Annotated in this window: 27 protein-coding genes; 15 read left to right on the forward strand and 12 right to left on the reverse strand. The window is 72.7% G+C overall.

Annotation, left to right across the window (positions count from 1 at the left end):
* Positions 1-33: 33 nt before the first annotated feature.
* Positions 34-435, reverse strand: coding sequence for a hypothetical protein (locus AB0J46_RS08950; RefSeq protein ID WP_364328443.1), 402 nt, complete (start codon positions 433-435; stop codon positions 34-36).
* 132 nt (positions 436-567) lie between these two features.
* Between AB0J46_RS08950 and AB0J46_RS08955 the strand changes: the two genes are divergently transcribed.
* Genes AB0J46_RS08955 through AB0J46_RS08965 form a run of 3 tightly spaced genes read left to right on the forward strand, consistent with a single transcriptional unit; the run spans position 568 to position 2,789 of the window.
* Positions 568-1,290, forward strand: a complete 723-nt coding sequence (locus AB0J46_RS08955) for a pyrimidine reductase family protein (protein WP_364328446.1) — start codon at positions 568-570, stop codon at positions 1,288-1,290.
* On the forward strand, positions 1,287-2,423 hold the full coding sequence (locus AB0J46_RS08960; protein WP_364328449.1) for an ATP-dependent DNA ligase: 1,137 nt from the start codon (positions 1,287-1,289) through the stop codon (positions 2,421-2,423). The genes AB0J46_RS08955 and AB0J46_RS08960 overlap by 4 nt, the downstream gene beginning before the upstream one ends.
* A 27-nt stretch (positions 2,424-2,450) precedes the next feature.
* Positions 2,451-2,789: a hypothetical protein gene (locus AB0J46_RS08965; protein ID WP_357964915.1), complete on the forward strand. Its 339-nt coding sequence runs from the start codon at positions 2,451-2,453 to the stop codon at positions 2,787-2,789.
* Positions 2,790-2,814: 25 nt separating this feature from the next.
* On the opposite strand, the gene pgeF is transcribed toward AB0J46_RS08965, so the two are convergent.
* Both pgeF and AB0J46_RS08975 read right to left on the reverse strand, forming a co-directional pair.
* Positions 2,815-3,522 carry a peptidoglycan editing factor PgeF gene (pgeF, locus tag AB0J46_RS08970; protein WP_364328452.1) on the reverse strand — a complete coding sequence of 236 codons (708 nt, stop codon included), beginning with the start codon at positions 3,520-3,522 and terminating at the stop codon, positions 2,815-2,817.
* 9 nt (positions 3,523-3,531) lie between these two features.
* Positions 3,532-4,134, reverse strand: coding sequence for a GNAT family N-acetyltransferase (locus AB0J46_RS08975; protein ID WP_364328455.1), 603 nt, complete (start codon positions 4,132-4,134; stop codon positions 3,532-3,534).
* Between the two features lie 69 nt (positions 4,135-4,203).
* Here AB0J46_RS08975 and AB0J46_RS08980 point away from each other — a divergent pair, with 69 nt between their 5' ends.
* Positions 4,204-5,637 carry an aldehyde dehydrogenase family protein gene (locus tag AB0J46_RS08980; protein WP_364328458.1) on the forward strand — a complete coding sequence of 478 codons (1,434 nt, stop codon included), beginning with the start codon at positions 4,204-4,206 and terminating at the stop codon, positions 5,635-5,637.
* A gap of 17 nt (positions 5,638-5,654) precedes the next feature.
* Positions 5,655-6,542, forward strand: coding sequence for a tetratricopeptide repeat protein (locus AB0J46_RS08985; protein ID WP_364328461.1), 888 nt, complete (start codon positions 5,655-5,657; stop codon positions 6,540-6,542).
* A gap of 102 nt (positions 6,543-6,644) precedes the next feature.
* Here the strand turns inward: AB0J46_RS08985 and AB0J46_RS08990 are convergent, their stop codons facing one another.
* Together AB0J46_RS08990 and AB0J46_RS08995 are read right to left on the reverse strand one after the other, a co-directional pair.
* Positions 6,645-7,046, reverse strand: coding sequence for an RNHCP domain-containing protein (locus AB0J46_RS08990; protein ID WP_364328464.1), 402 nt, complete (start codon positions 7,044-7,046; stop codon positions 6,645-6,647).
* Between the two features lies 1 nt (position 7,047).
* Positions 7,048-7,416, reverse strand: coding sequence for an RNHCP domain-containing protein (locus AB0J46_RS08995; RefSeq protein ID WP_352325680.1), 369 nt, complete (start codon positions 7,414-7,416; stop codon positions 7,048-7,050).
* 319 nt (positions 7,417-7,735) lie between these two features.
* Here AB0J46_RS08995 and AB0J46_RS09000 point away from each other — a divergent pair, with 319 nt between their 5' ends.
* Complete coding sequence (locus tag AB0J46_RS09000; RefSeq protein ID WP_364328467.1) at positions 7,736-9,901, forward strand: acyl-CoA dehydrogenase; 2,166 nt, start codon at positions 7,736-7,738, stop codon at positions 9,899-9,901.
* On the opposite strand, the gene AB0J46_RS09005 is transcribed toward AB0J46_RS09000, so the two are convergent.
* Positions 9,861-10,397 carry a YceI family protein gene (locus AB0J46_RS09005; RefSeq protein WP_364328470.1) on the reverse strand — a complete coding sequence of 179 codons (537 nt, stop codon included), beginning with the start codon at positions 10,395-10,397 and terminating at the stop codon, positions 9,861-9,863. The two genes, AB0J46_RS09000 and AB0J46_RS09005, sit on opposite strands and share 41 nt — an antisense overlap.
* Positions 10,398-10,545: 148 nt before the next feature.
* Here AB0J46_RS09005 and AB0J46_RS09010 point away from each other — a divergent pair, with 148 nt between their 5' ends.
* The 4 genes from AB0J46_RS09010 (at position 10,546) to AB0J46_RS09025 (ending at position 13,460) form a co-directional block, all read left to right on the forward strand.
* A complete protein-coding gene (locus tag AB0J46_RS09010; protein WP_364328473.1) occupies positions 10,546-11,721 on the forward strand; it encodes a histidine kinase in 1,176 nt (391 codons plus the stop codon).
* The gene (locus tag AB0J46_RS09015) at positions 11,718-12,365 is read left to right on the forward strand and encodes a response regulator transcription factor (protein ID WP_358284778.1); all 648 of its coding nucleotides are present in this window, start codon (positions 11,718-11,720) and stop codon (positions 12,363-12,365) included. The genes AB0J46_RS09010 and AB0J46_RS09015 overlap by 4 nt, the downstream gene beginning before the upstream one ends.
* Positions 12,366-12,447: 82 nt before the next feature.
* Complete coding sequence (locus tag AB0J46_RS09020; protein WP_352325673.1) at positions 12,448-12,642, forward strand: hypothetical protein; 195 nt, start codon at positions 12,448-12,450, stop codon at positions 12,640-12,642.
* Between the two features lie 5 nt (positions 12,643-12,647).
* Positions 12,648-13,460 carry an MBL fold metallo-hydrolase gene (locus AB0J46_RS09025; RefSeq protein WP_358284774.1) on the forward strand — a complete coding sequence of 271 codons (813 nt, stop codon included), beginning with the start codon at positions 12,648-12,650 and terminating at the stop codon, positions 13,458-13,460.
* A gap of 321 nt (positions 13,461-13,781) precedes the next feature.
* Here AB0J46_RS09025 and AB0J46_RS09030 read toward each other — a convergent pair whose 3' ends face one another.
* On the reverse strand, positions 13,782-14,354 hold the full coding sequence (locus AB0J46_RS09030) for a hypothetical protein (RefSeq protein ID WP_364328476.1): 573 nt from the start codon (positions 14,352-14,354) through the stop codon (positions 13,782-13,784).
* Between the two features lie 323 nt (positions 14,355-14,677).
* Between AB0J46_RS09030 and AB0J46_RS09035 the strand changes: the two genes are divergently transcribed.
* A complete protein-coding gene (locus tag AB0J46_RS09035) occupies positions 14,678-14,977 on the forward strand; it encodes a hypothetical protein (protein WP_358284770.1) in 300 nt (99 codons plus the stop codon).
* A 112-nt stretch (positions 14,978-15,089) separates the two neighbouring features.
* Here the strand turns inward: AB0J46_RS09035 and ligD are convergent, their stop codons facing one another.
* Positions 15,090-16,100, reverse strand: a complete 1,011-nt coding sequence (gene ligD / locus AB0J46_RS09040; protein WP_364328479.1) for a non-homologous end-joining DNA ligase — start codon at positions 16,098-16,100, stop codon at positions 15,090-15,092.
* Between the two features lie 370 nt (positions 16,101-16,470).
* Between ligD and msrB the strand changes: the two genes are divergently transcribed.
* Positions 16,471-16,872: a peptide-methionine (R)-S-oxide reductase MsrB gene (gene msrB, locus AB0J46_RS09045; protein ID WP_364328482.1), complete on the forward strand. Its 402-nt coding sequence runs from the start codon at positions 16,471-16,473 to the stop codon at positions 16,870-16,872.
* A 195-nt stretch (positions 16,873-17,067) separates the two neighbouring features.
* On the opposite strand, the gene AB0J46_RS09050 is transcribed toward msrB, so the two are convergent.
* The 3 genes from AB0J46_RS09050 to hemG form a co-directional block, all read right to left on the reverse strand.
* The gene (locus AB0J46_RS09050) at positions 17,068-17,892 is read right to left on the reverse strand and encodes a hypothetical protein (RefSeq protein WP_364328485.1); all 825 of its coding nucleotides are present in this window, start codon (positions 17,890-17,892) and stop codon (positions 17,068-17,070) included.
* Between the two features lie 296 nt (positions 17,893-18,188).
* Positions 18,189-18,890, reverse strand: coding sequence for a hydrogen peroxide-dependent heme synthase (gene hemQ / locus AB0J46_RS09055; protein ID WP_352365611.1), 702 nt, complete (start codon positions 18,888-18,890; stop codon positions 18,189-18,191).
* Between the two features lie 5 nt (positions 18,891-18,895).
* Positions 18,896-20,299 carry a protoporphyrinogen oxidase gene (gene hemG, locus AB0J46_RS09060; protein ID WP_358284764.1) on the reverse strand — a complete coding sequence of 468 codons (1,404 nt, stop codon included), beginning with the start codon at positions 20,297-20,299 and terminating at the stop codon, positions 18,896-18,898.
* A gap of 107 nt (positions 20,300-20,406) precedes the next feature.
* On the opposite strand from hemG, the gene AB0J46_RS09065 reads away from it, so the two are divergent.
* Positions 20,407-21,366 (forward strand): DUF4349 domain-containing protein, encoded by a 960-nt coding sequence (locus AB0J46_RS09065; RefSeq protein ID WP_364328489.1) that lies wholly within the window; start codon positions 20,407-20,409, stop codon positions 21,364-21,366.
* A gap of 3 nt (positions 21,367-21,369) precedes the next feature.
* Here AB0J46_RS09065 and hemE read toward each other — a convergent pair whose 3' ends face one another.
* Positions 21,370-22,320 carry a uroporphyrinogen decarboxylase gene (gene hemE, locus AB0J46_RS09070; RefSeq protein WP_364329600.1) on the reverse strand — a complete coding sequence of 317 codons (951 nt, stop codon included), beginning with the start codon at positions 22,318-22,320 and terminating at the stop codon, positions 21,370-21,372.
* Between the two features lie 670 nt (positions 22,321-22,990).
* Here hemE and AB0J46_RS09075 point away from each other — a divergent pair.
* On the forward strand, positions 22,991-23,587 hold the full coding sequence (locus AB0J46_RS09075; protein ID WP_352365603.1) for a DUF3000 domain-containing protein: 597 nt from the start codon (positions 22,991-22,993) through the stop codon (positions 23,585-23,587).
* Between the two features lie 45 nt (positions 23,588-23,632).
* Positions 23,633-24,847: a ribonuclease D gene (locus AB0J46_RS09080; RefSeq protein WP_364328492.1), complete on the forward strand. Its 1,215-nt coding sequence runs from the start codon at positions 23,633-23,635 to the stop codon at positions 24,845-24,847.
* The last annotated feature ends 126 nt before the right edge of the window (positions 24,848-24,973 follow it).

Here is a 24,973-nt window from a genome sequence, read left to right on the forward strand (position 1 = left end):
TCGACCACCTGGCTGCATTGACCCGGCGGGCCGTCAGAAGACGCGGGCGATGCCGACCGTGACGAGGAGCAGCGCGAACGTGGTCACCCCGGCCACGCCGTGCAGGACCACGGCGAGCACCGGGAAGCCGGTGGCCCGGCGCTGGTGACGTCCGCCGCCGAGCCAGCGGGTGAACATCGTGAAGCCCAGCAGCGCGGCCACGGTGAGCCCGCAGAGGGCGAGCCAGGCCAGCGGGGCGCGGCCGGTCAGCAGGTAGGCCACCCAGCAGGCCAGCGACGCGGCCGCGAGCGCCGGATGGGACAGCAGCAGCGTCACCGGGAAGCGGGTGACCTTGGCCTCCTGGCGGCGCAGGCCGCCGGCCGAGAGCCAGCGGTGGAGCAGGTAGATCCCGATCAGTGCGGCGATCGTCCATGTGACGGCGGTGAGCAGGCCCATGTCCCCTCCCGGCGAGGCTCTGCCGCCACCGTATGCAGACTCCGGGCCTTTCGTCCTTCAGTTACTCAAAAGTGCTGTCAGCCGCAAAACCCCCGGGGACGGTTTGTCGGTGGGGTGTGCCAAGGTAGAGGAGTGCGGCGCATCTATCCCGACTTTCAAGACAATCCGGACATCCCGCAGGCGTACGCCTATCCCGAGGGGCGGCCCTGGCTGCGGCTCAACATGGTCTCCAGCGCCGACGGCGCGGCGTGGCTGCAGGGGCGCTCGGGCGGGCTGTCGAGCAGGGGCGACAAGCGCATCTTCGCCGTGCTGCGCGGGCTGTCCGACGTGATCGTCGCGGGGGCGGCGACCGTCCGCACCGAGGGCTACGGCCCGGTCAAGCCGCGCGCCTCCTGGTCGTCGATCCGGGCCGGGCGTCCCGACGTGCCGCCGATCGCGGTGATCACCCGCAGCCTCGACCTCGACCTCGACGGCGAGCTGTTCACCGACGCGACCAACCCGACGATCGTGATCACCTGCGAGTCCGCGCCCGCCGAGCGCCGCAAGCTGGCCGGCCGGCGGTCCGACCTGATCATCGCCGGCGACGACGGCGTCGACATGCGGCTGGCCGTGCGCGAGCTGCACGAGCGCGGCCTGACCCGCGTCCTGTGCGAGGGCGGCCCGCGCATCAACGCGCAGCTGTCGGCCGACGACCTCATCGACGAGTTGTGCCTGTCGGTGAGTCCCATGCTGGTCGCGGGCGGCGCGGCCCGCATACTGAACGGCGTGGCCGCGCAGGTCCCGCTTGACCTCCGCCAGGTCCTGGAAGAGGAGGGGGTCCTCTTCTGCAGATACACGAGGGAGCAGAGCCCATGACCGAGCAGCCCGTCGAAGAGCCGGAGCCGGTGCCCAACCTCCCGGTCCGGCCGCCCGTGCCGCCGATGCTGGCCAAGCCGGTCAAGGCCATGCCCAAGCAGGACGGCACCCTGTTCTACGAGCCCAAGTGGGACGGCTTCCGCTGCATCGTGTTCAGGGACGGCGACGAGGTCTACCTCGGCAGCCGCAACGAGCGTCCGTTCACCCGCTACTTCCCCGAGCTGGTCGAGGCGGTCAAGGCCGAGCTGCCCGGCAAGGTGGTGATCGACGGCGAGATCGTGCTGCCCCGGGGCGCGCAGCTCGACTTCGACGCCCTCCAGCAGCGCATCCATCCGGCCGCCTCGCGGGTCAAGCTCCTCTCGGAGCAGACGCCGGCCCAGTTCATCGCCTTCGACCTGCTGGCCGTGGGCGACGAGTCGCTGATGGAGGAGCCGTTCGCCGAGCGGCGGCGGCGGCTGGAGGAGCTGTTCCCGCACCAGGGCGGGTCCGTCCGGCTGACGCCGGTCACCACCGCCGACGAGCAGGCGCGCGAATGGTTCGACGCCTTCGAGGGGGCGGGCCTCGACGGCATCATCGTCAAGCCGGGCGACCAGCCGTACGTGCCCGACAAGCGCACGATGTTCAAGGTCAAGCACGAGCGCACGGCCGACGTGGTGATCTGCGGCTACCGCGAGCACAAGACCGGGCCCATCGTCGGCTCACTGCTGCTCGGCCTCTACGGCGACGACGGCCGGCTGCATCACGTGGGCGTGGCGGCCTCGTTCCCCATGGCGCGCAGGGCCGAGCTGGTGGAGGAGCTCAAGCCGTACCTGGCGGAGCTGAGCGAGCACCCGTGGGGCCACTGGGCCGAGCAGGCCACGGCCAACGCCGGGCAGCCGGCGGCGGGGCCCGCGACCGGCGGGCAGCGGGTGCCGGGCGCGGTGTCGCGGTGGAACGCCAAGAAGGACCTGTCGTTCATCCCGCTCCGGCCCGAGCTGGTGATCGAGGTGGCCTACGACCAGATGGAGGGCGACCGGTTCCGGCACACGGCGCACTTCCGGCGGTGGCGGCCCGACCGCACGCCCGAGTCGTGCACGTACGAGCAGCTGGAACGGCCGGTCAGCTACGACCTCGACGACATCCTCGCCCGTTAGGGGGCAAAGCGGTCTAGTCTCTCCCTTATGACCACCGGTGATGAGCTCAAGGCGGCCGTGTCCGCGCGGCGCGACCTCGGCCCCGACTTCGAGGACGCGCTGGTGGAGTCGTTCCTCGACAAGGTGGGCCAGGAGGTCGACCGGCGGGTCGACGAGCGCCTGGCCGGCACGGCCCCGCGCGCCAAGGCGCCCGCCAGGGGGTCCGACGGCCAGCGGCTGGCGCTGGCGATCGTCTCGCTCTCGCTGGGCACGCTGTCCACGGTCGCGCTCGCCTTCGCGGGAGGCGGACGGGCGATGGCGCTGATCCCGATCTGGGTCGGGATCATCATCGTGAACGTCGTCTTCAACGGCTCCCGCGAGAAGTAACCCCCTCCGGGGGCGGGCTTCCGGGTCAGGTCAGCCAGATGAGGCCGGCGAAGCGGCCGCCGGGCTGTTCGCGGCGGTGGGAGTAGAGCTCGGCGGACTCGATGGTGCAACGCGCGTCGTGCCGCACGTCGGCGACGCCCGCCGCCCTGAGCTGGGACTCGATCCCGGCCCGCAGGTCGAGCGCCGGGGTCCCCCACGACGTCGTGGACCACGTCGGCGGCACCTTCGAGGCCACCTGCTCGCGCAGGTCCTCGGGCACCTCGTAGCAGCGGCCGCAGGCGCCGGGGCCGATCAGCGCGACCATCCGGCCCGGCCGGGCGCCCTTGGCCGCCATGGCCTCGACCAGGGCGGTGGCCACGCCCGCCTCGGTGCCGGGACGTCCGGAGTGGGCGGCGCCGACCATGCGCGCCTCGGGGTCGGCCAGCAGCACGGCCGGGCAGTCGGCGCCCAGCGAGGCCAGCGCCAGGCGCGGCTCGGTGGTGAACACGCCGTCGAGCGGCGGCGGCTCGTCGCCGAACGGCTCGCTCACGTAGGCGACGTCGGCGCTGTGGACCTGACGCATGTAGACGACGGCGCGTACGCCCAGCTCGGCCGCCAGGCCCGCGCGGTTGGCCCGTACGGCCGCCGGGTCGTCGCCGACCATGCCGCCGAGGTTGCGTGAGCCGTACGGCGGGGCGCTGACCCCTCCGTGGCGGTCGGTGACGACGGCGTGCACTCCGGGGGCCAGCAGCATGCCCCGATCCTAGCCGGGCTGAGGCGAGGAGCCGGGCTGTGGGGAGGAGCCGGGGCCGCCCGGGGAGGAGCCGTGCAGGATGGTGCCGGGCGGGCGGCCGAGCTCCAGGTACATGTTCACCTCGTCGAAGCGCCATTCGCCCACCTCGACCACGTTCGGCAGCCGCCCCCACTCGCGGAACCCGAGGCTCTCGTACAGCGCGATCGCGCCGTGGTTGTTGCCGCGCGCCCGCAGCGTGAGCGTCTCGATGCCGGCGGCGCGGGCGTCGTCCGCGAGACCGGACACGACCACCCGGCCGAGCCCGAGCCCGCGCGCCTGCGGGTGGGCCATGACCTTGCCGATCTCGCCGGAGTGCCGGAAGACCGCCTCCTGGCCGCGTCGCCACAGGCCCATGGCCTGCACCGTGCCGTCGACCGTGGCCAGGGCGAGCCGCCCCTCGCCCTTCCTGGCCATCGCGAGCGTGGACTCCACCCAGGGGTCGGTCTCGTCCCTGGTGGGCGGCGCGAGGTAGCCGATCGCGCCGCCCAGCTCGACGACGGCGTGCAGCACGCGGTGGACGGCGGCGAGCAGGGGCTCGCCGGCGGTTTCCGGCCAGGTCAGGTCGATTTTCACGGAAGACCATTATGCCCCGATCCATCCGGGGGTGGCCCGCCCATGACAAGCAAGCATATGCTTGGGCGCGTGCCTGACTACCGCAATCTCATCGGCGGCGAGCTGGTCCCCGCGGACCGGACGATGGACACCGTCAACCCCGCCACGGGCGAGGCGTGGGCCCGGATCCCGGCCAGTGGCGCCCGCGAGGCCGAGGCCGCCGTGGCGGCGGCGCGGGCGGCCTTCCCCGCCTGGTCGGCCATGCCCGCCCTGGGCCGGGCGCACTTCCTGCGCAAGGTGTCGGAGGTGTTCACCCGGCACGCCGAGGAACTGGCCCGGCTGGAGACCCGCGACAACGGCCGCATCCTGCGCGACACGCTCAAGAAGGACCTGCCGGGCATGGCGTACCTGTGGCAGCTGGCCGCCGGGCAGTGCCTGGAGGCGGTCAAGGGCGACACCGTCCTGCTCGGGCCCGACACGCTCGGGCTGACGCGGCGCGAGCCGTACGGGGTGGCGGTCTGCATCATCCCCTGGAACTCCCCCATTTCGACCTTCTCCGCCAAGGCGGCCTACGCCCTGGCCGCCGGGAACACGGTGATCGTCAAGCCCGCCGAGCAGGCCAGCGCGTCGGTGCTGCGGCTGGGCGAGCTGCTGGCCGAGGTGTTCCCGCCGGGCGTGCTGAACATCGTCAGCGGGCTCGGCGAGGAGGTCGGCGACGCGCTCGTCCGGCACCGGGACGTCGGCAAGATCAGCCTCACCGGCTCCACGGCCACCGGCCAGGCCATCACCCGGGCCTCGGCGGACGCGCTGAAGCCGCTGACGTTCGAGCTGGGCGGCAAGTCGCCCAACATCGTCTTCCCGGACGCCGACCTGGACGCCGCCGCGCAGGGCGTCACCGTGAACTCCGTCTACACCGGCAACGCCGGGCAGGTGTGCGTGGCCGGCTCGCGCATCCTCGTCCACCGGTCGATCTGGGACGACCTGCTCGGGCGGATCAGGCACATCTGCGCCGGGCTGGTCCTGGACGACCCCCTCGACCTGGCCACGACCATGGGCCCGATCGTGTCGGCCGGGCAGTTCGAGCGGGTGCGCTCGTACCTGGAGACGGCTGAGAAGGAGGGGGCCGAGCTGGTCTTCGGCGGGCGGTCGGGGGCCGAGGTGGTGCCCGGCCTGCCGGGCGGCTACTGGGTGGCGCCCACGCTCTACACGACCGAGGACAACGGCCTGCGCATCTGCCAGGAGGAGATCTTCGGGCCGGTGGCGGTGGCCATCCCGTTCGAGAGCGACGAGCAGGCGCTGGAGATCGCCAACGACTCGCCGTACGGGCTGGCGGCCGGGGTGTGGACGCGGGACCTCGGACGGGCGCACCGGTTCGTGCGCGATCTGCAGAGCGGCACCGTGTGGGTGAACACCTACCGCCAGATGCCTCCGGGCCTGCCGTTCGGCGGCGTGAAGGACAGCGGGTACGGCCACGATTCCGTCGTGGAGTACACCCGGGAAAAGGCGGCCATCATCCAGATTTAGTTAGATAGATTCCCTCCATGAGCGAGGGGATCAACGACCAGTCCGAGCTGACCGAGCTGTCCGAGGCAGCCGCCCAGTCGCGTGCGTCCGTACTGCGCAGCCGAGCCGAATCGTACATCGCGCTGTCGCGGCACGAGGCCGCTATCGCCGATCTGACCGAGTCGATAGCGCTGGTCCCGGACAACGCCCGCGCCTGGCGGCTGCGCGGCGAGAGCCACCGGGTCATCGAGCGGTACGAGGCCGCCCTGGCCGACTTCGACGAGTCGTTGAGACTGGAACCCGACAGCGCGTACGCGCTGGGCTCGCGCGGGCAGGCGTACGCGGCGCTCGGCCGGCTGGAGGAGGCGATGGACGACTTCGACCACGCGCTCACCCTCGCCCCCGAGTCCCTGTGGATCCTGGAGGCCAAGGCCGACGCCCTGGTGGACATGGACCGGCTGGACGAGGCCCTGGACGAGCACGCCAAGATCATCGCGTTGAACGAGGAGCTGGCGTACTCCTGGGTGGCGCGCGGTGACCTGTACCAGCGCATGCACCTCTACAGCGAGGCCATCGCCGACTACACCAGGGCCCTGGAGGCCGACCCCGACCACGTGCGGGCGCTCAGCCGGCGGGGCGAGGCGCTGCGCATGACCGACCGCTACCAGGAGGCGCTGGCCGACCTGAACCGCGCGGTCGAGCTCGACCCCGACAACGACCGCGCGTTCGGCAGCCGGGGCGCGGTGCTGAGCGAGATGGGCGACAACGAGGCCGCGCTGCGCGACCTGGACCGGGCCATCGAGCTGGACCCCGAGTACATCTGGGCCTACCGGGTACGCGGCGAGATCTTCCAGGAGATGGAGCGGCACGAGGAGGCGGTGAGCGACTTCACGCTGGCCCTGCGCCTGGAGTTCGGCGACGACTAGGCCGACGCGAGCGGCGGGCCGCCCCGGAGGGCGGCCCGCCGTCGTCACGGCATCTCTTTCAGAACGCCGTGTTCACAGCGCCTTCTGTCCGGGCGCGATCTGTCAGAGCGCCAGCAGGGCGCTCACCGGCAGGCGGCTGTCGGACAGCGGCCGTACGGCGATGCGCAGCAGGGCCAGCGCGTTGTCGTCGCCGGCGATGCGGTTGGCGCTGAGCCCGCCGCACGCCTGGCAGTGGTGGATGATCAGCCACTCCCCGTCCGGCCTGACGGTGACGCTGAGCGCCGCCATCGGGCCCCGGCAGCCCGCCCGCCGGTCCCCCGGGATCCGGTGGTCGACGTGCAGGCTGGTCAGGCAGTGCGGGCAGTGGTTGCGGTGCGCCGTGCCGGGCGCGTCCATCGGTACGTCCAGCCGGCAGCCGACGCAGCGGAACGCGTCGCCGCGCTCGGCACGTTGCACGGCCTTGGGCTGTTGCGGCCTGGCCCGGCCAGGGTTCCTCCTGGGCATGTCACAGGTCGCCGAACGCTTCGAGCGGGAACGGCGGCTGCGCGAGCGGGCGGACGGCCATGCGCATGAGGATGAGCTGGTTGTCGTCCCCGCAGATCGGGTTGGACGTCAGCTCGCCGCAGCGCGAGCAGCGATGGATGATCATCCAGTCGCCGGTGCGGAGGACCGCGATGGAGATCGGGTTCATCCGCGACCGGCACTCCGACGGGCCGCCCTCCACCCGGTCGAGCACGTGCAACGAGTGCAGGCAGCTCGGGCAGTGGTTACGGCGGACGCCGCCGGGCGCGTACGCGGCGACGGTCAGGCCGCATCGGACGCAGGCGAAGGTGTCGGTGCTGATGATGGAACGAGGTTTGCCGTTGGCAGACAACCTGGGTTCTCCTTGCCGGATTTGTCGTGAAAAAGGCAGCAAGGGAGCGCCGAGCGGGCCTCACAGGCGCGCTGGTGTCACAGGCGGTCCGGCCCACTGAGGCCAGGACTTCAGATGCTCGTCCTCAGGCTCTGGAACACAGGGAGGCGAGCACATCCGTGACACGAGAGAGGCGCGCTGGGCGCCGTGCCGGTCATCAACCCACCTCCAGAAGTCGCACCGAACAGGACGGTTGCCAGGGTAACCACCCCCTCCGGTCGCGCGCCAACGGTTTTCCCGGGCCCTGGAGATCGACCGAATATCGTTCTAGTGTTCGTCCATGGGGATCGGGCTGACCGAGGAACACCGTGCGCTGGCGGACTCCGTGCGGGGGCTGGCGGGGCGTACCGTCGAGCACCGGGCGCTGGCCGGGCAGGGGCTGCTGGGGCTGCATCTGCCGGAGGAGCACGGAGGGCAGGGGTACGGGCTGGTCGAGCTCTGCGTGGCGCTGGAGGTGCTGGGCGAGCTGCGGGTGACGGGGCCGTACCTGCCGGGTGTGCTGGCCTCGGCGGCGCTCGCCCGGTCCGCGAGGCCGCCCGCGCCCGGCCTGCTGCGCGGGCTGGCCGACGGGTCGCTGACGGCGGCCGTCGCGCTCGGGCCACTCGCCCTCGGGGCCGCCGTCGGGCTCGGGCCGCTCGCCCTCGGGGCGGCCGGGGCCGACCTGTTCCTCGTGCCGCACGGTGACGGGTGGGCGCTGCTCGACCGTGCCGGCGTGCGCGCCGAGCCCGCCGAGTGCGTCGACCTGGACCGGGACCTGTGCACGGTCACGGCCGTCGCGGGCCGCGACGTCCCGCCGGAGCGCCTGCTGGGGCCGGTGCCGGTGCGGGAGCTGGCCGCGGTGCTGCTGGGCGCCGACGCGTGCGGCACCGCCGCCTGGGCGGTCGGCACGGCCGCAGCCCACGCCAAGGTACGCGAGCAGTTCGGCCGCCCGATCGGCCAGTTCCAGGGCGTCAAGCACCGGGTGGCGGCCGCCCTGGTGGCCTTGGAGCAGGCCCGCGCCGCCGTCTGGGACGCCGCCCGCGCCTTGGACACTCCGCGCACGAACGGGCCGGCCGCCGCCGGCCTGCCCGGCGCCTCCGGCGCGTCCGGCGCGACCGGCGCCTCTCGCGGGCCCGGCGAACCCGGCGGGCTCGGTCACCCCGGCGGGCTCGGTGACGGCGTGCGGCTGGCCGTCGGGGTGGCGGGGGTGCTGGGGCCGGACGCGGCGGTGCGTTGCGCGGCCGACGCCATCCAGGTGCTCGGCGGCATCGGTTACACCTTCGAGCACGACGCCCACCGCCACTACCGCCGCGCCCTGTCCGGCCGCATGCTCGCCGGCGACCCGGGGCCGTGGGCCGAGCAGGTCGCCGAGCTGGCCTTGGCGGGCGCCCGCCGCGCGATGGAGCCCGACCTGCCCGAGGAGTCCGTCCCGCTCAGGGAGGCGATCAGGGGGGAGGCCGAGTCGTTGCGGCGCGAGGAGCCGCTCGCCCGGCTGGGCCGGTTCGCGCGGGAGGGCTGGATCATGCCCTACCTGCCCAGGCCGTGGGGCCGCGCGGCCACGCCGCTGGAACAGGTGATCATTCACCAGGAGTTCCGCGACCTCAAGCGTCCCAACCTGGGGATCGCCGCCTGGGCGGTCCCGTCCATCGTCACGTACGGCACCCCCGAGCAGCAGGACCGTTTCCTGCCCAGGACGTTCACCGGCGAGCTCGTGTGGTGCCAGCTGTTCAGCGAGCCGGGCGCCGGGTCCGACCTGGCCGGTCTGTCCACCAGGGCCGTCCGCGTGGCGGGCGGCTGGTCGCTGACCGGCCAGAAGATCTGGACGTCCCTCGCCCAGTACGCCCACTGGGGCATCTGCCTGGCCCGCACCTCCCCCGGCAGACCCAAGCACGAGGGGATCACGTACTTCCTGGTGGACATGTCCGCCCCCGGCGTCACGGTCAGGCCGCTCAAGGAGATCAACGGGGACGAGATCTTCAACGAGGTCTTCCTCGACGACGTCTTCGTCCCGGACGACCTGGTGGTGGGCGAGGTGGACGGCGGCTGGCGGGTGGCCCGCGACACGCTCTCCCACGAGCGGGTCGCGCTCGGCGACTCCTGGGGGCCGGGCTCCCGGCACACCGACATGATCCGGCTGGTCGGCGCCCTGCCGCCGCTGCGGCAGTCGCAACGCGAGCAGGCCGGCCGCCTGTGGGCCGAGGGCCAGGCGATCTCGGCGCTCGGGCTGCGCGTGACGCTGTCCAGGCTGGCCGGGGCCGACCCGGGGCCCGCCTCCAGCGTGCGCAAGCTGCTCGGCATGCGGCACGCGCAGGCGGTCTCGGAGTTCTGCTGGTCGCTGGCGCCGTCCGACCGCCACTGGAACCGCATGATCCTGACCACCCGGGCCTTCACCATCGGCGGCGGCACCACGGAGGTGCAGCTCAACATCATCGCCGAGCGCGCGCTGGGCCTTCCCCGCGATCCGTGACGCCCGCCCGCACGCACCTGACCTCGGCCGACATCGACAGGTGACGGGCGGCGAGCCCGGGCATGGCGGTCACCCCGAAGGCGGTCCGGTCCACTCGGGCGGCGACCACGACGGTGAAGCCGTTCGCGGTCACGTCGCAGCGCTCGACGGTGAGGGTGAGCGGGCGCTCGACGCCGGTGACGGTGAGCGTGCCGGTCAGCGTCCCGTCGCCGGTGGGGCCGCCGGTGAAGGTGATCACGGGGTGGCGGGCGGCGTCGAGGAAGCGGGACGAGCGCACGGTCTCGTCGCGCCGGTGGTTGCCGGTGTGGAAGCCGGCGGCGTCGATCTCCACGCGCACGCGGGAGTCGGCGAGCGGTTCGGCGACGTCCACGGTGCCGCCCCTGACGTCGAAGGTGCCGCGGGCGCGGGCGAGGCCGTACAGGTGCCGGGTGGTGAAGTGGATCGCGGAGTTCTCGGTGTCGATCTCGTAGCGGCCCAGCGGAGGAAGGTTCGTCATGGGTCCATTGCACGGCGGCGGGGTGGCCGTGCGGCAGGGCGGGCCGTCGGCTTCTGGGGCGACGATCGGCGGGAGCGCATGCGACTTTCGTATGGTTTCCCGCTTACCCGATATTTACGGCATGCGGGGATGTCGTAGCGTTTGCGGCATGGGTGCAGGGGCGTGTCGCCGTTCCCGCGTACTGGACGTGGTCATCGCGGGCGGATTCGCGCTGCTGGACACCGGCTCGACGCTGCTCGGCCTGTCGTGGTGGCCCGAGCGTCCAGGTCCGCTCGCCTGGGCGCTGCTGGCGGTCCAGGCGGCCGCCTGCCTGTCGCTGGTGGCGCGCCGCCGGGCGCCGCTGACGGTCCTGGGCGTGCTGGGGACGTACACGCTCGTGGTGACGTTGCTGATCTCGCCGGGCGGGGTGCTGGTCCCGGCCGGGCAGGGGAACGTGTGGGCGCCGTTCGCGACGATCGCGGCGGCGTACGGACCGCTCTACGACCGCAGGGACCGGCGGATCGCCGTCGCCGCGCTGGCCGCGTACACGATGGTGATCGCGCGGGTGTGGGACCCGTCGGCCGGCGTGCTCATCGACGGGGTGCTGCGCACGGCCGTCGGCCCGCTGCTCGCGCTCTACCTCGACGGACGGCGGCGGGTGCTCAGGATGCTGGTCGAACGCGCCGAACGGGCCGAACGCGAGCGGCACCTGCTGGCCGAGCAGGCCCGCGCCGAGGAGCGCGCCCGGCTGGCCGGCGAGATGCACGACGTCGTCACCCACCGGGTGAGCCTCATGGTGCTGCAGGCCGGCGCGCTGCGGGTCACCGCGGCCGACGAGCACACCCGGCAGACCGCCGAGGAGCTGCGGGCCGCGGGCTGCCAGGTGCTCGACGAGCTGCGGGACCTGATCGGCGTCCTGCGCACCGCGCCGGAGCCGGACGTGCCGCCGTCGGCGGCCGACTTCGCCGCGCTGGTCGCCGAGTCCGCCTCCGTGGGCACCCCGGCCGAGCTGGTCGAGGAGGGCGACCGGGCGCTGGCCTCGCCGGTGGTGGGGCGCACGGCGTACCGGATCGTGCGCGAGGCGCTGACCAACGTGCGCAAGCACGCGCCGGGCGCACGGGTGGAGGTGCGGATCGAGTACGGCCAGGCGCGGGTACGGCTCACGGTGCGCAACACGCCGCCGACCGGCCTGCCCGGCGGCCCCCTGGCCGGCACCGGCTCCGGCCTCGGCATCGCCGACCTGCGGCGGCGGGTCGAGGTCGTGCACGGCACGCTGCGCGCCGGCCCGGCCCCCGACGGCGGGTTCACCGTCGAGGCCGTTCTCCCGGCGTACGTGGCGACATGATCAGGGTCGTGGTCGTGGACGACGAGCCGATGGTCTGCCGTTTCCTGCGCACCATCCTCGGCTCGGCGCCCGACATCGAGGTCGTGGACGAGGCCCACGACGGCGCCGCCGGCGTCGAGGCGGTCGTGCGCAGCCGTCCGGACGTCGTGCTGATGGACCTGCGCATGCCCCGCGTGGACGGGCTCACCGCGATCGAACGCCTGGCCGAGCTGCCCCGGCCGCCGGTCGTCGTGGTGCTGACGACGTTCGACGCCGACGAGTACGTGCTGCGCGCCCTGCGCGCGGGGGCCGCCGGCTTCCTGGTCAAGTCCACGCCGCCGGAGGACCTGATCGGGCTCGTCCGGGTGGCCGCCGAGGGGCACACCGTGCTGTCGCCCATCGCCGCCCGCAGGCTGGTGGCGGCCTCGGCCGCCGCGGACCCGGCCCGCGCCCGCGCCCGCGAGCTGCTGGAGTCACTGACCGGACGCGAGCGCGAGGTGCTGGCCTGCCTCGGCGAGGGGCTGTCGAACGCGCAGATCGCCGCCCGCCTCCACCTGGCCGAACCCACCGTCAAGGGGTACGTGTCGCGCCTGCTGGACAAGCTGGGCTGCCACAACCGCACCCAGGCGGGCCTCATCGCCCACGACGCGGGCCTGACCCGGTAGGCGCCACGGGCGGCGGGTTTGGCGGCGGGTTTGGCGGCGGAGCAGCGAGGTAGGTGATAAGCCGCAAAGGGGGACAAAAGCCATGAGCAATCCGCAACAGCCCGAACTTCGCCGGTCGGGTAAGTCCGGCGCGAACTCGAAATCCACCGACGCCGTGCCGGAGTCCAAGAGCGGCGGCAAGCGGGCCGGCCGCCCGCACGGCAGCGACAAGGGGCACAAGGGCGGCGGCAAGGGCGGCGGCGTGCCTCCGGGCCAGCACCCGCCGTATCCGGGGTGAGCGAGATGAAGGGCAGCCTGCAGTTCATCGGCAACGCGACCACGCTGATCCGCTACAACGGCTTCACGCTGCTGACGGATCCCAACTTCCTGCACCGCGGCCAGCGGGCGTACCTGGGCTACGGCCTGAGCTCGCGCCGGCTGAAGGACCCGGCCATCGACGTGTCGGACCTGCCGCCCATCGACGCGGTGGTGCTGTCGCACCTGCACGGGGACCACTGGGACCGGGTGACGGAGAAGGGCCTGGACAAGGGCACCCAGATCATCACCACCCGGCAGGCGGCGCGCACGCTGCGCCGCCGCGGCTTCGGCCGCAGCACGGGCCTGGAGGTGTGGGAGCAGCACGAGCTGAGCGGCCCGCAGGGCAGCGTGACCGTCACCGCCCTGCCCGCCAGGCACGCGCCCGGCCCCGCCGAGACGCTGCTGCCGCCGGTGATCGGGACGATGCTGGAGTTCCGCGGCCCCGAGGGCCTGGTGGAACTGCGCCTGCACATCAGCGGCGACACCCTGCTCGACCGCCGGCTGGAGGCGATCCCGCGTCGCTTCCCGGAGGTCGACCTCGCGCTCGTGCACCTGGGCGGCACCCGTCTGCTCGGCACCCTGCTGGTCACCATGGACGGCGAGCAGGGCGCGACCTGGGTCGACCTGATCAACCCGCACACCGTGGTGCCGGTGCACTACGACGACTACGGCGTCTTCAGCTCACCGCTGGACGACTTCCGGCACCACATCGAGCAGGTGGGGCTGGCCGACCGGGTGGTCTACCTGGAACGCGGCGAGACCCGCGAACTGGCGCCGCACCACCTCGTGCGCCGCTGACCGCTGGCTCCGCACCCGTCCGGGCCCCACACCCGCCCGGACGGGCACCCGCCCGAGGCCCGCACCCGTCCGAGGCGCGCACCCGTCCCAGGCCGTTTGGGGACGGGTGCTTCGGCGTTTCGCCGGGGATGAGGTTTCTTCTACTCGGATGAGGAATCTCCTACCGGGGGCGGAAGTTTACATATCCGATTTCTCCCTCGGCGGGAGGTACGGGAGTTACCTTCGATCTCGGCCGCACCTCCTGTGCCGCCGCACGGCCGGGCCGTCGGGTCCCGTCCCAGGCACCGGGTCCGGCCGTGCGGCCCACAGCCGCCGCCCTGCTCAGGAGAGCTTGGCCAGCTTCTCCGACGTCCGCTCGAACGCCTTGCCGGTCCACTTGTAGGTCTGGCGCACGAGCAGGTCGGGGCAGCACCGGGGAGCCTTGTCGCTGACCACCTTGCCGCTCAGGCGCACCTCGCCGTTCTGGACGGCGACGGTCTGGGTCTTGAAGTACCGGTTCTTGCCGAGCGTGCCGATCAGCCGCGGGGCCGAACGCCGGGAAGCGCCGTCGTAGACGAAGGCCAGCACCGGGTTGCCCGCCGTGGGGCTCGGGCAGGACGAGGTGACGACGGTGTCGGGACGCCCGTCCCGCGTGAGGTCGCCGACGGCTGCGACGCGGGCGCGGACGACGTACCACTTGTCCTTCGGCCCCGGCTTGGGGCAGTGCAGCGCCCGCTCCACGACGGGCGCCCAGTCGATGCCCTGGAACGGGTCCTTCGCCGCCGGGCCGGTCGCGGCGAAGGCGGCACCCGTGGCGAGGATCGGCGCCAGTGAGGTCGACAGGGCGACGGTCGACGCCCAGACGCGGAGTCGGCGGGCCATCGGGCTGCTCTTGTGCGTGGCGCTTGAGTTCATGACCGTTTCGATGCGGGAAACGCCTGACAAGTTCGACCTGAACCGCGTGACTTCCGGCGTCATGCCGTCCGGAGGGAGTCGCCCGTCATGCCATCCGAGCGTTTCGTCAGACGGAAGGGGCGCAGGGCTTTGTGGGGACTCGACCACATTTTCGGAAGCGTCGTCCCAGCGTTACGCGCGACACGCCCAGACCTGCGGCTCGCATCCTGTACCAGCTCACGATCGCCACCGCCGTTATCGATCTGAGATGTTCGCTTATGTCTCCACCTCGCCCCCTGCCCAGGCAGCCGCCTGGCCGAGGCCGGAACGGAAGGACACCTCACATGCGCCCAGCCACCCGAGCAGCCCTCACCACCCTCGCCGTCGCGTGCTGCACCTTCAGCTCGCTGCCGGCCTGGGCGGCGCCGGCCGGGAACGCGCCGTCGTGCGTGACCGTCTGGCAGAACACCGGGACCATCACCAAGACCGGCTACGCCCGCAACGACTGCGGCTACCGGCTCCGACTGAAGATCATCTGGGCGCGCGGGACGGACGGCGCCTGCCAGACCGTGGACCCCGGCGAGACCATCTACTCGCGCGTGCCGCGCGGCGTGCGCACCTTCGACGGAGCCGACACCTGCTGACCGGCTCCCGCGAAAAGGCCGGCCCCACGACGGGGGTCGGCCTTTCGGGTTGCCGTCACCGGGGGTCAGCCGTCGGTGAGCGAGACCCCCGCCGCGCCCGGCAAGTGAGTGATCACTTCTCCTCCGGCGCGTTCCTGGCCTTGCTGGGCTGGACGCGCTTGGGCTCGCCCGGCATCTTCGGGTAGTTGGGCGGGTAGGGCAGGTCGCCGCGGTCGTCGGCGGCGTACATCTCCAGCAGGGGCTCGATCGAGTACGCCCGGTCGTCGATGGCCGCGTGCACGTCGCCCAGCTTGGCGAAGCGGGCCGGGACGGTGCGGATGTCGAAGTCGCGCGGGTCGGCGTCGGCCAGCTCGTCCCAGGTCAGCGGGGTCGAGACGGGGGCGTGCGGCTGGGCCCGGACGGAGTAGGCGCTGGCGACGGTGCGGTCTCTGGCGTTCTGGTTGAAGTCGATGAAGACGCGGTCGCCGCGCTCCTCCTTCCACCACGCGGTGGTCACCAGGTCGGGGTCGCGGGCCTCGACCGCCCTGGCCAGCGCGATGCCGGCGTGACGCACCTGGACGAAGTCCCAGCGGGGCTCGATGCGCACCGCGATGTGCACCCCGCGGTTGCCCGAGGTCTTGACGAACCCCGCCATGCCCAGCTCGTCGAGCACCTCGCGGGTGCGCTCGGCGGCCCGGCGCGCGGCGTCGAACTCCAGGCCGGGCTGCGGGTCGAGGTCGATGCGCAGCTCGTCGGGGTGCTCGACGTCGGCGGCCCGCACCTGCCAGGGGTGGAAGTCGATGGTGCCCAGGTTGGCGCAGTAGGCGATCGCGGCGACCTCGGTCACCCGGAGGGAGTCGGCGGTGCGGCCGCTGGGGAAGGTGACCGTGACCGACTGCAGCCACTCGGGATGCCTGGGCGGCATGCGCTTCTGGTAGATGGCCTCGGTCTGGACGCCGTCGGGATGGCGCTTGATGTTGGTCGGCCGGTCTCTGAGCGCGCGCAGGGCCCCTTCGCCGACGCTCACGTAGTACTCGACCAGCTCCCGCTTTGTCGCCCCGATCTCCGGGAAGTAGACCTTGTCGGGATTGGTGACCTTGACGGTCCGCTCCCCCACCTTGAGCTCTATGAACGGCGATGCCATGCCACCGAACCTACTCCCCCGCGCCGACAGAACAGCCGACGCCAGAGCCGACAACACGGCCGACAACGGGGCCGACATGAGAGGTGGGCCCGTCCCGGAGCCGCGTCGGTGGCGGGACCGGGGCTCGACGGGACGGACCTAAGATCATCCATCGCCGTTCCGGGCGCTGGCGCGCCACCCGGCCGGCCATCTCGGGTCGCCAGCGGCGCCAGCACGGGCGTGGGCTGTGCCGCTACGGCGAGCCGCGGACGATCTCACCCCTTGGCAGGAGGCGATGACACCCCCTTACCGACAAAGACGCGAATTCGGCCGAGAAAGGATGCTTCACCCTGCGGAGATCTCTTTTTGCCGGATCTCGTAGTCTGGACGCATGGACAAGGTGGTCAAGAGCGAGGCCGAATGGCGGGCCAGGCTCTCTCCTGAGGAGTTCCACGTGCTCAGGGAGGCCGGGACCGAGCGCCCGTTCACGGGGGAGTACGTCGACACCAAGACCGAGGGCGTGTACTCGTGCCGCGCCTGCGGCGCCGAGCTGTTCCGGTCCGACACGAAGTTCGAGTCGCACTGCGGATGGCCGAGCTTCTTCGAGCCGTCGGGGTCGGAGGCGGTGAGGCTGATCGAGGACAACAGTCACGGCATGGCGCGCACGGAGGTGCGCTGCGCCCGCTGCGACTCCCACCTCGGTCACGTCTTCCACGGCGAGGGTTATCCGACGCCGACCGACGACCGTTACTGCATCAACTCGGTCTCGCTGAGGCTCGAACCCAAGGGGTGATCGATCAGCGACAGAGCGTACCGATCGTCCACAAGGGGTAGGGGCCTGCTTGTGGGCCGTGTCCATCTTCGCCACCGCTGGGTGACGATTGAGACGATCGGGCGTGTCGTGACTCAGCGGTGTGAGGTGTGCTCGAAGACGAGGGTCCGGGTGCGCTAGCCCGCCTCGGGGGCTCTCGTGGTTCCCCGCGGCGCGTCAGTTCGGCCGGGGGTACGTGACACGGCAGCTGTGATCGGACGGGCCCAGGATGTTGGCGAGGACGGGGTTCCCGTTCTCGCCGAACTCCGCCTGCACGAACACGATCGGACGCTTCACGCCGTTCGCCCTGAGGTACGCCAGGCCGCGTTTGCACAGCGTGATGGCCGCCGCGGAGTTGTCGGCGCTGTCCGGTAAGTTCGTGTAAATGCGCAGGTATCCGCCTACCGTGCGGATGTCCTTGAGGTGTTTCATCGCCTTGTCGCCGCGCCCCCAACGGGCGCGGAAGTACTCGGCGGCCTCCCGGTCGGTGTGCCGCGACGGCCCGTCGGCCTTGTAACCGGCCGAGTCGCCGCCCTTGGCCTCGCCCGGGTCGTCGGCCTCGGGCAGGCTGACCTGGGCGTCGCCGGTCTCGGTCTTCCCCGTGACGGTGTCCGGCTCGCCCTGGACGGCGTCCTGCTTCGCGGCGGGGTCGGCGGTGCCGGTCCGGGCGGGCGTCCCTGAGCCGGCGGGGTCGGCGGCGGCCGGCGTGCTCGGCCGGGCCTGGCCCTTCGGCAGCTCGCGCGCCTCCGCGGCGCCCTTGCCGCTGGCCGGCGCCCGTCCCGGGTTCGCCGGGACGCCGCCCTCGGCCGCCGGGTCCTGCCGGGCCGTGGCGCCGTCCGCGCCGGCCGGGGCTCCGGAGGCGGCGACCGTCCCGCCGAACGCGCCGTTCAGGCCGAGCAGCAGCGCCACTCCCCCGGCCAGCGCCACCGCGCCCGCGGCCAGGCCCCGTGTTCCCGCACGCCCGCGCCGCCGCCGCCCACGCCGCCCGCGTCCCGCACGCACCTCCGCCGGGCCGCCGGTGCGGGGTTCCGCCCGGTCGCCGGGCTGCTGGGCGGCCGGTGCCGTGTCCCGTAACGCCGCATGACGGCCTGGCGCGCGCCGGCGCCCGGGGCCCTGACCTTCCGCGGACTGTTCCACCCGGCCCTCCTAGCCCCTGCGTGGACCGTGCCACCGACGTCACGCCACCGAAAGGGAATTCACCCTCGATTGTGACAAAGGGGATAGATCACTTCAGGGAGATCGTCAAGTTGGCCTCGACGTTCCTCGCCGCCCCGGGCCGCCCCGGGCCGCCACGACCGCTAGGGCAGGGCCGCGACGAGCTCCTGCACCGGCTTGCGGGCGCCCGTGTAGAACGGGATCTCCACGCGGGTGTGGCGACGGGCCTGCGCCCCGCGCAGCGTGCGCATCAGGTCGACGATGCGGTGGAGCTCGTCGGCCTCGAACGCCAGCATCCACTCGTAGTCGTTGAGCGAGAAGCAGGCCACGGTGTTGGCCCGCACGTCGGGGTAGTCGCGGGCCATCCGGCCGTGCTCGGCCAGCATCGCCCGCCGCTCGGAGTCCTCCAGCAGGTACCACTCGTAGGAGCGCACGAACGGGTAGACGCTGACGTACGCCCGCGGCTCCTCCTCGGCCAGGAAGGCCGGGATGTGGGACTTGTTGAACTCGGCCGGCCGGTGGAGCGCCATGGCCGACCAGACCGGCCTGCTGTGCCGGCCGAGGCCGGTGCGGCGGAACCGGGAGTAGACGTCCTGGAGGTCCTCGGGCGTGGGAGCGTGCCACCAGAACATGTAGTCGGCGTCGGCACGGAAGCCGGCGACGTCGTAGACCCCCCTGGTCACGACGTCCTTGCCGGCCGCCTGCGCGAGCAGCTCCTCGACCTCGTCGGCCATGTTCTCCCGGTTGCCCGGGACCTGCTCGGTCACCTGGAAGACCGACCACATGGTGTAACGGATCACCTGGTTGAGATCGCGGGCCTTCGGCCGCGGCGCGCCCTCTGTCATGTCCTTCATTCTCCTTCTCGCGACAGGTGGTCCAGAATCCGGGCCGCGGCCGTGCGGGCGGTCGCGATGCAGGCGGGGACGCCGATGCCGTCGTAGGCCGCGCCGCACACGGCGAGCCCGGCGGCGCCCGAGACCGCGGCGCGCACCCTGGCCACCCGGTCGAGGTGGCCCACGTTGTACTGCGGCAGCCCGCCGCCCCAGCGGGTGACCCGGCTGTCGACCGGCAGGCCGCGCACGCCGATCACATCGGCCAGCTCGGCCGTGGCCAGCGACACCAGCTCGGCGTCGTCGCGCTGGAGCAGGTGCTCCTCGCCGATCCTGCCGACCGAGCAGCGTACGAGCAGCAGGTCCTGGGCCAGGTGGGGCCACTTGACCGAGCTGAACGTCACCGCCTTGACCGGACGGCCCTCCACCGGCGGCACCAGGTAGCCGCTGCCGGTCGGCGGCTGCGGGAGCGCGTCGATCGGGTAGGCGAGCGTGACGACGGCCATGCTGGCGTACTCGATCCTGGCCAGCTCGGCGGCGGCCTTGGGCACCTCGGCCTTGAGCAGGCGGGCGGCGGCGGGCGCGGGCGTGGCCAGGATGACCGCGTCGGCCTCGATCACCTCGGGCCGCGGCACCGGCCCGGCGACCAGCCGCCAGCCGTGCTCGGTGCGGTGGAGCTCGCGCACGGTCACGCCGGTCCGGACGTCGGCCCCGGACGCCTTGGCCACCGCCTCGGGCAGGCCGCCCAGGCCCTGGCGCAGCGTCGTGAAGACCGGCCCGCCGTTCTTGGGCGCCTCCTCGACGATGTGCCGGGCGGCGCTCAGCAACGAGCGCTCGGCCCTGGCGACGGCCGCGACCTGCGGCATCGTCGCCTCCAGCGACAGCATGTCGGAACGGCCGGCGTAGACCCCGCCGAGCAGCGGCTCGACCAGGCGCTCGACGATCTCACCGCCCATCCTGGCCCGGATGTAGGAGGCCACGGACACGTCGGTGCGCACCAGCGTGGGCGGCAGGACCTGGTCGAGCGGCACCCGAAGCAGGCCGCCGGGCGAGACGATGCCGGACCTGGCCAGCTCCGCCAGGTCGGCCGGCACGCCCATGACGTGCCCCTTCGGCATCTGCCGCAGCGCGCCCCTGGAGTAGACGGCCGACCGCACGGTGCCGGGGAGGACCAGCTCGTCCTCCAGCCCGACGGCCTTGGCCAGCTCGACGCCCTCCGGCCGGCGGGCCAGCATGGCCTCGGCCCCGGCGTCGAGGCTCACCCCCGCGACCTCGGAGGCGTGCAGCTTGCCGCCGAGGCGGGGGCTGCCCTCCAACACGGTCACCTTGACCTGCTCGCTCGTACCCTGACGGAGGAACCACGCGGCCGCCAGGCCGGAGATCCCACCGCCGATGACGACGACGTGCGCCCGTTTCCCTTCCACGTCTCCTGACGCTACCGCCTCGGCAGACCGCCCAGCTGATCGGGGCACGTGACCCTACCGTGATGTATGTCGCCAAACCGGGGTGATCCAGTTTCCGTCATAAGGGCATGAGGAGAATCCGGTTAGGCATCGCGCTCTCGGCCTGCGCCACTCTGCTGCTCGCGGGCTGCGGCGGCGGCAGTGTCGAGATGACGTCGGGCGGCTCGCCCGCGCTGGCCTCGCAGGGCATGGCCGCCCCCGAGGCACGGGACCTGGCCGCGCCGAAGAAGCAGGCCGCGCCGCAGGACGGCGACAGCGCGGTCTCCGGCGTCAAACTGGCCCAGCGGCAGCTGGACCGGCAGGTGATCTACACCGGCAGCATGACCGTACGCGCCAAGCAGGTCACCTCGGCCGCGCAGCAGGCCAAGCAGCTCGTCACGGCGGCGGGCGGCTACCTGTCGAAGGAGGAGGCCGAGTCGGCCGGCGACACCGAGGACTCGGCCCTGCTGGAGTTCAAGATCCCGCCCACCCGGTACGCCGACGTGACCGCCAGGCTGGGCAAGGAGCTGGGCAAGCAGCTGTCGATGACCCAGGGCACCCAGGACGTCACCCTCCAGGTCGCCGACGTCGAGAGCCGGCTGAAGTCGGCGCAGAAGTCGCTGGAGTCGCTGCGCACGCTGCTGAAGAAGGCCGGGACCATCGGGCAGGTGCTGGAGGTGGAGCGGGAGATCAACTCCCGCGAGGCGGACCTGGAGGCGTTGCAGGCCCAGCAGAAGGAGCTGGCCACCCAGGTCGCGATGGCCACGCTGACGCTCCGGCTGGTCGGGCCGGTGACCGTGGTCGAGGACCCGGCCGAGGAGCCGGCGGGCTTCCTCGGCGGGCTGAAGACCGGGTGGGAGGCGCTGGTGTCGTTCACCAAGACGGCGCTGACCGTGGTCGGCGCGCTGCTGCCGTGGCTGCTCGTCCTGGCGCCGCTGGTGGCCGTGGCGGTGTTCCTGGTGCGGCGCAACCGCGCGCGCCGCCCCGCGCCGCCTGCCGCGCCCGAGCCCGAGCCCGAGCCCGCCGAGCCCGGGCCGTCGGCGGCGTGAGGGTCAGGCGCCCGCTTCGTGCACCAGGTCGGTCAGGCGCTTGAGCTGGTCGGGGTCGGTCGAGGGGAGCACGCCGTGGCCGAGGTTGAACACGTGCCCCTCGGCCGCCGCGCCGCGCCGCAGCACCTCGCGGGCCCTGCGCTCCACGACCTCCCACGGCGCGAGCAGGATCGCCGGGTCGAGGTTGCCCTGCAGCGCCTTGCCGGGCCCGACGCGCCGGGCCGCCTCGTCGAGCGGCACCCGCCAGTCGACGCCCACGACGTCGGCCCCGGCCTCGCCGAGCACGCCGAGCAGCTCGCCGGTGCCCACGCCGAAGTGGATGCGGGGCACGCCCGCGACGCCCTCGAAGATGCGCCGGGTGTGGGGCAGGACGAACTCCCGGTAGTCCTCCGGGGCCACCGCGCCCACCCACGAGTCGAACAGCTGGATCGCCGAGGCGCCGGCCGCGATCTGGATGCGCAGGTGCTCCAGGACGATGTCGGACAGGCGTTCCATGAGGGAGTGCCACAGGGCGGGCTCGCCGTACATCATGGCCTTGGTGCGGTCGTGGTTCTTCGACGGGCCGCCCTCGATGAGGTAGGACCCGAGCGTGAAGGGCGCGCCGGCGAAGCCGATCAGCGGGGTGCCGCCCAGCTCGCCGACCAGGGCCGAGATCGCCTCCGTCACGTACGGCACGTCGCCCGGCTCCAGCGGGCGCAGCGCCTCCACGGCCCGCGCGTCGCGGATCGGGTCGGCCACGACCGGGCCGACGCCCGGCTTGATGTCGAGGTCGACGCCGATGGCCTTGAGCGGGACGACGATGTCGCTGAAGAAGATGGCCGCGTCGACGCCGTAGCGGCGCACGGGCTGCATGGTGATCTCGACGATCAGGTCGGGCGTCGCGCAGGCGGTGAGCATCGGCACACCCTCGCGGACCTTCAGGTATTCGGGCAGCGATCGCCCGGCCTGCCTCATGTACCAGACCGGGGTGTGCGGGACGGGCTGCCTGCGGCAGGCGCGCAGGAAGGCTGAGTCGGCGAGATTCACCCTCCAAGGGTGCCATGGCACCCGATCGGCCGGGACATCGGCGCGGGGTGTCGGAAAAACATGCATTGGATACCCAAAATCATGATCAGATAGCCAGATGAAGGTTTACCGGTCTGCCCGGCAGCGGCGTCGCACACGGGTCGAACACACCCCATGCCCGCCCAGAGAGCCGGTCTCGACTGGATCAAATGTTCACCAACCCACCGCGCGGCACCGATTCAGCGACCACTTTCGGGACACGCCGAGCGCGTTGCGGGGAATTGTCAGCGGCTCGTGCCAACGTCGGAGCCACGACCCGAAGAAAGGCCCCGGTTCGATGACTGGTGCGATGACCGCGTTGTGGAGTTCCCCGGAGGTTCGCAGCGAGCGCTGTGCTGCCTGCGCCGGCGAGCGGCTGTTCGAGCAGCCACCCTGCTTCGACGGGCACGGTCCCGGCGAGTGCCCGGAATGGGCCTGCGCCGAATGCGGCCACGCGATCCTGCTCGGCTCGGCCGAGACCACCCGACCGGTTCGCCAGCTGGTTACGGCAGCGGCTTGATCACCAAGGATGAGCACCCCCGTGGTCCCCTTCCGTCCGTCCTCGACCTACGCTTCGGCTATGACCCTCGGTGACCAGCCACCGCCGCCCGCCGCGTTCACCCGCGCGGCGCAGAGCCTGCGGCTGTCCGAGGTCAGGCCGGAGATCGAGCTGGAGGACCTCCCCGCGCCGCAGCGGCTGGCCCCCTACTCGGCCGCCATCGGCGCCTCGGTCTACCGCGACGACGACGAGCTCGCGGTCGGCCGGCTGATCCTGCTCTACGACCCCGACGGCCAGCGCGGCTGGGAGGGCCCGTTCCGGCTGGTGGCCTACGTCCGGGCCGACATGGAGCCGGAGATCACCTCCGACCCGCTGCTCGGCCCGGTCGTGTGGAGCTGGCTGACCGAGGCCCTGGAGGCGCACGAAGCCGACTACTCCGCCGCGGGCGGTACCGTGACTAGAGCCGTGTCCGAGGGCTTCGGCAACAAGGCGGAAGACCCGGTCACGACCGAGCTCGAGCTGCGTGCGTCCTGGTCGCCCGCCGAGGAGGATCTGTCCGGCCACGTCGCCGCCTGGTGCGACCTCATGTGCCTGGCGGCGGGAATCCCGCCGCTCCCGCCCGACGTGGCCGCGCTGCCACGCCGACGTGATGATCCGGAGAGTGACCGTACGAAGTGAGGGCACCAGTCAAGACAGCACCAGCGTCATGAGGTCGGTGAGCTCATGACAGAAGAACGCATCGTCGAGCCCCTGCTCGAACCCCGCGAGGGCATCCCCCCGGTGATCGCCGACGCGCACGGGCTGGCGCGGGTCGTCGACGCCTTCGGCGCGGGCACCGGCCCCGTGGCGGTCGACGCCGAGCGCGCCTCCGGCTACCGCTACGGCAACCGGGCCTACCTGGTCCAGCTCCGCCGGGCCGGCGCCGGCACCGCGTTGATCGACCCGGTCGGCTGCCCCGACCTGTCGGCGCTCGACGCCGCGCTCACCGGCACCGAGGTCGTGCTGCACGCCGCGTCCCAGGACCTGCCGTGCCTGATGGAGGTCGGCTTCAAGCCGCGCGAGATCTTCGACACCGAGCTGGCCGGCCGGCTGCTCGGTTACGAACGCGTCGGGCTCGGCACGATGGTCGAGACCGTGCTCGGGCTGCGGCTGGAGAAGGGCCACTCGGCCGCCGACTGGTCCACCAGGCCGCTGCCGGAGGACTGGCTGCGCTACGCCGCCCTCGACGTCGAGGTGCTGGTCGAGCTGCGCGACATGCTCCACCAGGAGCTGGCCGGGTCGGGGAAGCTGGAGTGGGCGCGCGAGGAGTTCGCGGCCGTGCTCAACACCCCGCCGCCGACGCCGCGCTCCGACCCGTGGCGGCGCACGTCGGGCATCCACAAGGTGCGCAACGTGCGCGCGCTGGCCATCGTGCGCGAGCTGTGGACCATGCGCGACACGATCGCCAGGGAGAACGACCTGGCCCCCGGCCGGGTGCTGCCCGACGCCGCGATCGTCACCGCCGCCCTTGAGGGGCCCCGCACGAAGAAGGCCCTGACCGAGATCTCGGCCTTCACCGGCCGCAGCGCCCGCCGGTACATGAACGACTGGCTGGCGGCCGTCAACCGGGCGCGGACGTTGCCCGACGGCGAGCTGCCCCAGCCGAGCACGCCCGGCGACGGGCCGCCCCCGCCCAACCGCTGGGCCGACCGCGACCCGGCGGCGGCCAAGCGTCTGGCGGCGGCGCGGGCCGTGGTGGCCGCGCTGGCCGAGGAGCACCGCATGCCCACGGAGAACCTGCTCCAGCCCGACGCGGTGCGCAGGCTCACCTGGGAACCCCCCGCGGAGATCACCGACGAGAGCGTGACCGCGCGGCTGCGCGCGCTCGGGGCGCGTGAGTGGCAGCTCTCGCTCACGGCCCATCCCATCGCCAAGGCGCTGGCCCGGCTCGACGGCTAGCTTCCCCCGCCGGCGTACGGGCGGAGGGCCCGCCTCCGCCCGCCGGCGTCACCGTCCCACTTGACGCTCGGAGGGGGACGGCCGTACGTTTCGGGAAAGCGCTTTCCCCATCCGTTGCCTGAAGGG

It is taken from the genome of Nonomuraea sp. NPDC049758, from assembly GCF_040674635.1.
Taxonomy (GTDB): domain Bacteria; phylum Actinomycetota; class Actinomycetes; order Streptosporangiales; family Streptosporangiaceae; genus Nonomuraea.

Coding starts and splice junctions, on each gene's coding strand:
- AB0J46_RS08950 (WP_364328443.1), bottom strand. CDS start 435: ATGGGCCTGCTCACCGCCGTCACATGGACGATCGCCGCACTGATCGGG.
- AB0J46_RS08960 (WP_364328449.1), top strand. CDS start 1,287: ATGACCGAGCAGCCCGTCGAAGAGCCGGAGCCGGTGCCCAACCTCCCG.
- AB0J46_RS08965 (WP_357964915.1), top strand. CDS start 2,451: ATGACCACCGGTGATGAGCTCAAGGCGGCCGTGTCCGCGCGGCGCGAC.
- pgeF (WP_364328452.1), bottom strand. CDS start 3,522: ATGCTGCTGGCCCCCGGAGTGCACGCCGTCGTCACCGACCGCCACGGA.
- AB0J46_RS08985 (WP_364328461.1), top strand. CDS start 5,655: ATGAGCGAGGGGATCAACGACCAGTCCGAGCTGACCGAGCTGTCCGAG.
- AB0J46_RS08990 (WP_364328464.1), bottom strand. CDS start 7,046: ATGCCCAGGAGGAACCCTGGCCGGGCCAGGCCGCAACAGCCCAAGGCC.
- AB0J46_RS09000 (WP_364328467.1), top strand. CDS start 7,736: ATGGGGATCGGGCTGACCGAGGAACACCGTGCGCTGGCGGACTCCGTG.
- AB0J46_RS09005 (WP_364328470.1), bottom strand. CDS start 10,397: ATGACGAACCTTCCTCCGCTGGGCCGCTACGAGATCGACACCGAGAAC.
- AB0J46_RS09010 (WP_364328473.1), top strand. CDS start 10,546: ATGGGTGCAGGGGCGTGTCGCCGTTCCCGCGTACTGGACGTGGTCATC.
- AB0J46_RS09015 (WP_358284778.1), top strand. CDS start 11,718: ATGATCAGGGTCGTGGTCGTGGACGACGAGCCGATGGTCTGCCGTTTC.
- AB0J46_RS09020 (WP_352325673.1), top strand. CDS start 12,448: ATGAGCAATCCGCAACAGCCCGAACTTCGCCGGTCGGGTAAGTCCGGC.
- AB0J46_RS09025 (WP_358284774.1), top strand. CDS start 12,648: ATGAAGGGCAGCCTGCAGTTCATCGGCAACGCGACCACGCTGATCCGC.
- AB0J46_RS09030 (WP_364328476.1), bottom strand. CDS start 14,354: ATGAACTCAAGCGCCACGCACAAGAGCAGCCCGATGGCCCGCCGACTC.
- AB0J46_RS09035 (WP_358284770.1), top strand. CDS start 14,678: ATGCGCCCAGCCACCCGAGCAGCCCTCACCACCCTCGCCGTCGCGTGC.
- ligD (WP_364328479.1), bottom strand. CDS start 16,100: ATGGCATCGCCGTTCATAGAGCTCAAGGTGGGGGAGCGGACCGTCAAG.
- msrB (WP_364328482.1), top strand. CDS start 16,471: ATGGACAAGGTGGTCAAGAGCGAGGCCGAATGGCGGGCCAGGCTCTCT.
- hemQ (WP_352365611.1), bottom strand. CDS start 18,890: ATGACAGAGGGCGCGCCGCGGCCGAAGGCCCGCGATCTCAACCAGGTG.
- AB0J46_RS09065 (WP_364328489.1), top strand. CDS start 20,407: ATGAGGAGAATCCGGTTAGGCATCGCGCTCTCGGCCTGCGCCACTCTG.
- hemE (WP_364329600.1), bottom strand. CDS start 22,320: ATGAGGCAGGCCGGGCGATCGCTGCCCGAATACCTGAAGGTCCGCGAG.
- AB0J46_RS09075 (WP_352365603.1), top strand. CDS start 22,991: ATGACCCTCGGTGACCAGCCACCGCCGCCCGCCGCGTTCACCCGCGCG.
- AB0J46_RS09080 (WP_364328492.1), top strand. CDS start 23,633: ATGACAGAAGAACGCATCGTCGAGCCCCTGCTCGAACCCCGCGAGGGC.